This is a genomic window from Bradyrhizobium sp. (assembly GCF_049586575.1).
Taxonomy (GTDB): domain Bacteria; phylum Pseudomonadota; class Alphaproteobacteria; order Rhizobiales; family Xanthobacteraceae; genus Bradyrhizobium.
The window spans coordinates 1-7,877 of the sequence record NZ_JBAVCF010000460.1 but is presented as its reverse complement, the minus strand read 5'-3'; the positions used below and the strand labels follow the sequence as shown (position 1 = coordinate 7,877).

The 7,877-nt window shown below is 61.5% G+C and carries 12 protein-coding genes and 1 pseudogene; all 13 read left to right on the top strand.

Annotated elements, in window-relative coordinates; translation table 11 throughout:
• Positions 1-178, top strand: a pseudogene (locus WB528_RS17835) (50S ribosomal protein L5); the annotation flags it as partial.
• Between the two features lie 48 nt (positions 179-226).
• Positions 227-532 (top strand): 30S ribosomal protein S14, encoded by a 306-nt coding sequence (rpsN, locus tag WB528_RS17830; RefSeq protein ID WP_423889718.1) that lies wholly within the window; start codon positions 227-229, stop codon positions 530-532.
• 12 nt (positions 533-544) lie between these two features.
• Complete coding sequence (rpsH, locus tag WB528_RS17825; RefSeq protein WP_423889717.1) at positions 545-943, top strand: 30S ribosomal protein S8; 399 nt, start codon at positions 545-547, stop codon at positions 941-943.
• Between the two features lie 10 nt (positions 944-953).
• Positions 954-1,487 (top strand): 50S ribosomal protein L6, encoded by a 534-nt coding sequence (rplF, locus tag WB528_RS17820; RefSeq protein WP_423889716.1) that lies wholly within the window; start codon positions 954-956, stop codon positions 1,485-1,487.
• 11 nt (positions 1,488-1,498) lie between these two features.
• Positions 1,499-1,861 (top strand): 50S ribosomal protein L18, encoded by a 363-nt coding sequence (rplR, locus tag WB528_RS17815; protein ID WP_422257182.1) that lies wholly within the window; start codon positions 1,499-1,501, stop codon positions 1,859-1,861.
• 63 nt (positions 1,862-1,924) lie between these two features.
• Positions 1,925-2,494 (top strand): 30S ribosomal protein S5, encoded by a 570-nt coding sequence (gene rpsE, locus WB528_RS17810; protein ID WP_422257181.1) that lies wholly within the window; start codon positions 1,925-1,927, stop codon positions 2,492-2,494.
• A gap of 38 nt (positions 2,495-2,532) precedes the next feature.
• Positions 2,533-2,727, top strand: coding sequence for a 50S ribosomal protein L30 (gene rpmD, locus WB528_RS17805; RefSeq protein ID WP_423889714.1), 195 nt, complete (start codon positions 2,533-2,535; stop codon positions 2,725-2,727).
• A gap of 18 nt (positions 2,728-2,745) precedes the next feature.
• Positions 2,746-3,234, top strand: a complete 489-nt coding sequence (rplO, locus tag WB528_RS17800) for a 50S ribosomal protein L15 (RefSeq protein WP_423889713.1) — start codon at positions 2,746-2,748, stop codon at positions 3,232-3,234.
• A gap of 141 nt (positions 3,235-3,375) precedes the next feature.
• Positions 3,376-4,707 (top strand): preprotein translocase subunit SecY, encoded by a 1,332-nt coding sequence (gene secY, locus WB528_RS17795; RefSeq protein WP_423889712.1) that lies wholly within the window; start codon positions 3,376-3,378, stop codon positions 4,705-4,707.
• Between the two features lie 361 nt (positions 4,708-5,068).
• Complete coding sequence (locus WB528_RS17790; RefSeq protein WP_423889711.1) at positions 5,069-5,929, top strand: adenylate kinase; 861 nt, start codon at positions 5,069-5,071, stop codon at positions 5,927-5,929.
• Between the two features lie 191 nt (positions 5,930-6,120).
• Positions 6,121-6,489 carry a 30S ribosomal protein S13 gene (gene rpsM, locus WB528_RS17785; protein WP_423889710.1) on the top strand — a complete coding sequence of 123 codons (369 nt, stop codon included), beginning with the start codon at positions 6,121-6,123 and terminating at the stop codon, positions 6,487-6,489.
• Positions 6,490-6,612: 123 nt separating this feature from the next.
• On the top strand, positions 6,613-7,002 hold the full coding sequence (gene rpsK / locus WB528_RS17780) for a 30S ribosomal protein S11 (RefSeq protein ID WP_072823637.1): 390 nt from the start codon (positions 6,613-6,615) through the stop codon (positions 7,000-7,002).
• Positions 7,003-7,121: 119 nt separating this feature from the next.
• Positions 7,122-7,877 (top strand): DNA-directed RNA polymerase subunit alpha (locus WB528_RS17775; RefSeq protein WP_423889709.1); only part of this gene is annotated, 756 nt, incomplete at its 3' end.

The following is a 7,877-nucleotide window of genomic DNA, read 5'->3' as shown; positions in this document are numbered from 1 at the left end:
CTTCGATGGCCGCGGCAACTATTCGCTCGGCATCAAGGAGCACATCATTTTCCCCGAAATCGACTTCGACAAGGCGGGCGAGTCGTGGGGCATGGACATTACGGTGTGCACCACCGCGCCCACCGATGAAGAGGCAAGGGCATTGTTGACCGCATTCAATTTCCCGTTCCGGCAGTGAGACGCTTTTAAGAACAGCATCTCAAACGCGGATACCCAGGAGCCAAACATGGCAAAGAAGAGTTCAATCGAGAAGAACAACCGGCGCAAGCGGATGGTGAAGAACGCCGCCCCACAGCGCGCGAAGCTGAAGGCCATCATCGCCGACAAGACCAAGCCGATGGAAGAGCGGTTTGCGGCGACGCTGAAGCTCGCCGAGATGCCGCGCAACTCGTCGCCGACCCGGATTCGCAACCGTTGCGAACTGACCGGGCGTCCGCGCTCGGTCTATCGCAAGAACAAGCTTTCCCGTATCGCGCTGCGCGAACTCGGCTCCAAGGGCCTGGTTCCCGGGCTCGTGAAGTCGAGCTGGTAAGGAGGGTCGGGCATGTCCACACACGATCCGATAAGCGATCTCATCACCCGTATCCGCAACGCGCAGATGCGCGCCAAGCCCAAGGTCTCGAGTCCGGGCTCGAAGATGCGCGCCAACGTGCTCGAAGTGCTCAAGACGGAAGGCTACATCCGTGGCTACGCCAGCGTCGAGCATTCGTCCGGACGCAGCGAGCTTGAGATCGAGCTGAAATATTTCGACGGCGAGCCCGTGATCCGCGAGATCGAGCGGGTGTCGAAGCCCGGACGTCGCGTTTACGCCTCGGTGAAGAACCTGCCGCGCGTCAATAATGGGCTCGGCATTTCCGTATTGTCGACGCCGAAGGGAATCATGGCCGACCACGAAGCGCGCGACGCGAACGTGGGCGGCGAAGTTCTCTTTACGGTGTTCTGAGGAGAAACCCATGTCACGTATCGGCAAAAGGCCTGTGACGATCCCTTCGGGCGTTACCGCGACCGTCGAGGGACAGACCGTGAAGATGAAGGGGCCGAAGGGCCAGTTGTCCTTTGTCGTGCACGACGACGTCGAGGTGAAGTTCGAAAACGGCCAGGTGAAGGTAGCGCCGCGCCACGAGACCAACCGCGCCCAGGCCATGTACGGCACCGCGCGGGCGCAGGTCGCCAATCTCGTGCTGGGCGTCACCAAGGGTTTCGAGAAGAAGCTCGAGATCAACGGCGTCGGCTATCGTGCCGCCTTGCAGGGCAAGAACCTGCAGCTCGCGCTCGGATACAGCCACGACGTGGTCTATGCGATTCCGGAAGGCATCGCGATCACCGTGCCGAAGCCGACCGAGATCGTCATCGTCGGCAACGACAGCCAGCGCGTTGGCCAGGTCGCCGCCGAAATCCGCAGCTACCGTCCGCCGGAGCCCTATAAGGGCAAGGGCGTGAAGTATGTCGACGAATTCATCTTCCGCAAGGAAGGTAAGAAGAAGTAACGGAGCCGGTCATGTCGAGATTGAAAGCTACGAATGCCCGGCGCACGCAGCGCGTGAGGCTTGCATTGCGCCGTTCCGCCGGCGGACGTCCGCGCCTGTCGGTGTTCCGCTCGTCGAAGCACATCTACGCCCAGGTCATCGACGACCTGAAGGGCGAGACGCTGGCTTCGGCTTCGTCGCTGGAGAAGACGATGCGCGATGGCGGCAAGACCGGTGCGAACATCGACGCAGCAAAGGCCGTGGGCAAGCTCCTGGCGGAGCGCGCCGTGAAGAACGGTGTCACCGAAGTGGTGTTCGACCGCGGCGGGTATCTTTATCATGGCCGCGTCAAGGCGCTCGCGGATGCCGCGCGCGAAAGTGGATTGAGCTTCTAGGAATTACGGACTTAACCGACACGAGGACAGGGGCCTTTCGCCTCTCAAGGATTGGAAAACACCATGGCAGGTGAACGCGAACGCGGCGGACGCAGCAGGGATCGCGAGGAGCGCGACAGCGAGTTCGTCGACAAGCTCGTCCACATCAACCGTGTGGCGAAGGTGGTGAAGGGCGGCAAGCGCTTCGGCTTTGCGGCGCTGGTCGTGATCGGCGACCAGAAGGGCCGGGTCGGGTTCGGCCACGGCAAGGCGCGCGAGGTCCCCGAAGCGATCCGCAAAGCCACCGATGCTGCCAAGCGTAATCTGACGCGCGTGGCGCTGCGCGAGGGCCGCACGCTGCATCACGACATCGCCGGCCGTCACGGCGCGGGACGCGTTTATCTGCGAGCGGCGCCGGCCGGTACCGGCATCATTGCCGGTGGGCCGATGCGCGCGGTGTTCGAGACGCTGGGCATCCAGGACGTGGTCGCGAAGTCGATCGGCTCGTCGAACCCCTACAACATGGTTCGCGCGACCTTCGATGCGCTGAAGCATCAGGATTCGCCGCGTTCGGTTGCGGCTCGCCGCAACATCAAGGTGTCGACGTTGCAGTCGCGCCGGGTCGGCGGCGACGCCGAAGCGGTTGCCGAATAACAAATCCGCGCTCATCCGCGCGTTATGGAGTCATGACGATGGCCAAGGCCGCAAAGACAATCAAGGTCGAGCAGACCGGCAGCCCGATCCGCCGCCACCATTCGCAGCGCAACACGCTGATCGGATTGAAGCTCAACAAGATCGGCCGCGTAACCGAGCTGAAGGACACGCCGGCGATTCGCGGCATGATCGCCAAGGTTGCGCATCTCGTCCGCGTCGTGGTCGAGAAGTAAAAGATAAGGAATCAGACGATGAAGCTTAGCGATATCGCCGACAATTCCGGCTCGCGTAAAAAGCGGATGCGCGTCGGCCGTGGCATCGGCTCGGGCAAGGGCAAGACCTCGGGCCGCGGCGGCAAGGGGCAGACCGCGCGCTCCGGCGTGCGTATCAAGGGCTTCGAGGGCGGTCAGATGCCGCTGCATCGGCGCCTTCCCAAGCGCGGCTTCAACAACATCTTCCGCCTTGAGTTCGCCGAGATCAATCTCGACCGGCTTCAGGAGGCGATCGATGCCAAGCTGGTCGACGCCAAGGAGACGGTCACCGCTGAATCGCTGGTCAAGGCAGGCGTGTTGCGGCGCTCCAGGGATGGCGTGCGGTTGCTCGGGCGAGGCGCGCTCAAGGCCAAGCTCAATATCGAAGTTCACGGCGCCTCCAGGCCCGCCATTGCGGCGGTCGAAAAGGCGGGCGGCACGGTGAAGATTCTGGCGCCGGCACCGAAGGACGAAGGCAAGGCGGCGTAACATCTGCGTCATCGGTTGCGCCGGCACGGCCAAAGTGCAGGACAGGCGATGGACTTATCGCCGCGGAGCACCAAATAATGCCGCGCGTTCGGCCTTGCGAGGCCGCGGCGGGGCAGCGGGCGGCGGGAGAGAGCCTTAGAGATGGCATCAGCAGCAGAACAATTAGCGGCCAACCTCAACTTCAGCGCCTTCGCCAAGGCCGATGAGCTGAAGAAGCGAATCTGGTTCACGCTCGGCGCGCTGCTGGTTTACCGCCTCGGCACCTACATTCCGCTGCCCGGCATCGACCCAACCATCTGGGAACAGGTGTTCCGCACCCAGGCCGGCGGCATTCTCGGCATGTTCAACATGTTCGCCGGCGGCGGCATCCACCGCATGGCGATCTTTGCGCTGAACATCATGCCGTACATCTCGGCCTCGATCATCATTCAGCTTCTGACCACCGTGTCGCCGCAGCTCGAAGCCCTGAAGAAGGAAGGCGAGGCCGGCCGCAAGACGCTGAATCAGTACACCCGCTATCTCACCGTGATCCTCGCCGCCTTCCAGTCCTATGGCATCGCGGTCGGCCTCGAAGGCGCCGGCAACGTGGTCGCCGATCCCGGCTTGTTCTTCCGCCTGTCGACCGCCATCACGCTGACCGGCGGCACCATGTTCCTGATGTGGCTCGGCGAGCAGATCACCTCGCGCGGCATCGGCAACGGCATTTCACTCATCATTCTTTCCGGCATCGTCGCCGAATTGCCTTCGGCGCTCGCCAACATGCTGGAGCTCGGCCGTCAGGGCGCGCTGTCCACCGGCATTATTCTGGTCGTGATTGCGATGGCGGTCGTGGTGATCGCGTTCATCGTGTTCATGGAACGCGCGCAGCGGCGGCTTCTGATCCAGTATCCGAAGCGTCAGGTCGGCAACAAGATGTTCGAGGGCCAGTCCTCGCATCTGCCGCTGAAGCTGAACACGTCCGGCGTGATTCCGCCGATCTTTGCATCATCGCTATTGTTGCTGCCGACCACGGTCGCCAACTTCAACGCCGGTCACGGCCCGGAATGGTTTCAATGGATCACGACGCAGCTCGGCCACGGCCGTCCACTGTTTCTCATTCTCTATCTTGCATTGATCGTGTTCTTCACATTCTTCTACACCGCGATCGTGTTCAACCCGACGGAAACCGCCGATAATCTCAAGAAGCACGGTGGCTTTATTCCGGGTATCCGGCCCGGCGAACGCACCGCCGAATATATCGACTACGTGCTGTCGCGAATTACGGTCCCGGGCGCGGTTTACCTCGCAGTGGTGTGTCTCATTCCTGAAATCCTGATCTCCTACGCCTCGGTGCCGTTCTACTTCGGTGGAACCTCGCTGCTGATCGTCGTCAGCGTGACCATGGATACGGTGGCGCAGGTGCAGGGATATCTGCTCGCCCATCAATATGAAGGGCTGATCCGAAAGTCGAAGTTGCGCGGCCGCCGCCGATAGAGCGCATTTTGCGCTGCGTTGCGGCATCTACTAGCGACATTGTTGATTTTCGATCGTGGGTGTGCGGTGATCGCAGAGTTTTCTTGCGACATTTGCCAAAGACGTTTGCGCTGGGCGCGTGCGCGAAATAATAAAGACAAGAATGCGACGGCGGTTCGTCCGGAATCTCTCGCGTTCTAGTGTCCTGATTCCGAAGTTCGTAGCATTTTGGGGAGCCACGTTTCGAACTTCGGAATCGAAAGGACACTGGCAGACCTATTGATCTAATGCGGCTTTGGTTCAGAAGTCCGCGTGATCAACTCGCGGCACAAACGATGCGGACTTCTGACCAAAAGCCGCACTACCGGGGGCGAAACGAGAGATGAGACTGATTCTTCTTGGCCCGCCGGGCTCGGGCAAAGGTACCCAGGCCCAGCGGTTGATCCACCGTTATGGCATCGTCCAGCTTTCCACCGGCGAGATGTTGCGCGCCGCAGTGGCAGCGCAAACGCCGGTAGGTCTGAAGGCGAAGGACATCATGGCGAGCGGCGGCCTCGTGCCGGACGATGTCGTCATCGGCATCATTTCCGACCGGCTGGACCAGGCGGACGCGGCGAAGGGCTTTATCCTCGACGGCTTTCCGCGCACGGTGCCGCAGGCCCAAGCGCTGGACGAGCTTCTGAAGAAAAAGCGCCTCAAGCTCGACGCGGTGATCGAACTGCGTGTCAATGAAAGCGCGCTGCTGCAGCGGGTCGAAACCCGCGCCGCCGAAACCCGCGCCCGCGGGGAGGAGGTTCGGGTCGACGACACCCCGGAAGTGCTGGTCAAGCGATTGGCGAGCTACCGGATGCTGACCGAACCCCTGATCCACTACTATTCGGAGCGCCGGAAATTGCTGACGGTCGACGGCATGATGACCATCGAGCACGTCACCCATGAGATCGGCCGCATTCTTGCGGCGATCGGGGCGGCGGAGGCCAAAGCGCCCAAAAAGACGGTCAAACCGGCTATAAAGGCCGCGAAGGCTGGCGGCAGGAAAACCTCAAAACCGGCCAAAAAGACCGTCGGCGCAGCCCGAAAGGCCTCCAAGGCGAGCCCAAGCCGCTCCGGGAAGGCAAGCGCCAAAAAGAAGGCCAAAAAGCCGCCCCGGAAGGCAGCCTCGGGTTCCCGGAAGCGGCCGGCCGTGGGGCTGCGGAAGCCTGCCAAAAAGGCAGCGAAAAAGGCCGGGAAACGGCGGGCTTAAGGCTTGGAGACGGTTGACGAAACCGGTTTCAATCCTTTAATAAGCCCACATCCAAGTCGGATAGTTTTCAACGATGCCGGGCCCCGAGATCATTGAAGGGGAGGGCGTCGTGTTCGCGTTTGTGGACACCTGCCCGAAACAGAAAGAGACAGCCGTTCCCAAAACGGGGATTGGCGACAGGAGAGAAGTTCGTGGCCCGTATTGCCGGTGTGAATATCCCGACCAACAAGCGCGTGCTGATCGCGCTCCAATACATCCATGGCATCGGTCAGAAGAATGCTGCCGAAATCATGGAGAAGGTCAAGATTCCCGATGAGCGTCGCGTCAACCAGTTGAGCGACCAGGAAGTGCTGCAGATCCGCGAAGTGATCGACCGCGACTATATGGTCGAGGGCGACCTTCGCCGCGAAGTCGGCATGAACATCAAGCGTCTGATGGACCTCGGCTGCTATCGCGGCCTTCGCCATCGCCGCGGTCTGCCGGTGCGTGGTCAGCGCACGCACACCAATGCGCGTACGCGCAAAGGTCCGGCCAAGTCGATCGCCGGCAAGAAGAAGTAAGAGAGCGAACGGCGAATAGGGAGCGGCGAGTAGTTCTATTCGCCATTCGCTACTCACTACTCGCTTCACAGGTGTAGCCGCTGGCATTACGGCGGCGTTGAGATCGTCAGGAAAGGTTCTTAGATGGGCAAGGATGCCACCCGCGTACGCCGCCGTGAACGCAAGAATATCGCTTCCGGTGTGGCGCACGTGAATTCGTCGTTCAATAACACCACCATCACCATCACCGATGCGCAGGGCAACACCATTGCCTGGTCGTCGGCGGGTACGATGGGTTTCAAGGGCTCGCGCAAGTCGACCCCTTATGCGGCGCAGGTCGCCGCCGAAGACGTTTCCAAGAAGGCGCAGGAACACGGCATGCGTACGCTGGAAGTTGAAGTTGCAGGCCCCGGTTCGGGCCGTGAATCGGCGCTTCGCGCGCTGCAAGCGGCGGGCTTCACCGTCACCTCGATCCGCGATGTGACGACGATTCCGCACAATGGTTGCCGACCGCGCAAGCGCCGGCGGGTTTGATGTTTTGAAGGCGTGGGCGTCTCTCACGCCCGCGAGGTTTTTGAGATTGCAAGCCGCGGGATTGGTCCCGCGAGGTCTCCAACGCCAGTGACTTAGTCCCCCAGTCGACTGGCCCATGGGTGAAAACAGTGACGATCCAGAAAAATTGGCAAGAACTGATCCGGCCGAACAAGCTCCACGTAACTGCGGGGCATGATGCGACCCGCTTTGCGACGCTGGTCGCCGAACCGCTCGAGCGCGGCTTCGGTCAGACGCTCGGCAATGCGCTTCGCCGCATCCTGCTCTCCTCGCTTCAGGGTGCGGCCGTGCAGTCGGTGCACATCGATGGCGTGCTGCATGAGTTCTCCTCGATCGCGGGCGTCCGGGAGGACGTCACCGACATCGTGCTGAACATCAAGGACATCTCGATCAAGATGCAGGGCGAGGGCCCCAAGCGCATGGTCGTGAAAAAGCAGGGTCCGGGCGTCGTCACGGCCGGCGACATCCAGACGGTCGGCGACATTACCGTGCTCAACCCCGACCTTCAGATCTGCACCCTCGACGACGGCGCCGAGATCCGCATGGAATTCACGGTGTCCTCGGGCAAGGGCTATGTCGCCGCCGAGCGCAACCGTCCCGAAGATGCGCCGATCGGCTTGATACCGGTCGACAGCCTCTTTTCCCCGGTACGCAAGGTTTCCTACAAGGTCGAGAACACCCGCGAGGGCCAGATCCTCGACTACGACAAGCTCACCATGACGATCGAGACCAATGGCGCGATTTCGCCTGACGATGCAGTGGCCTATGCCGCGCGCATCCTGCAGGACCAGCTCAACGTATTCGTCAATTTCGAGGAGCCGCGCAAGGAAGTCGCGCAGGAGATCATCCCCGATCTT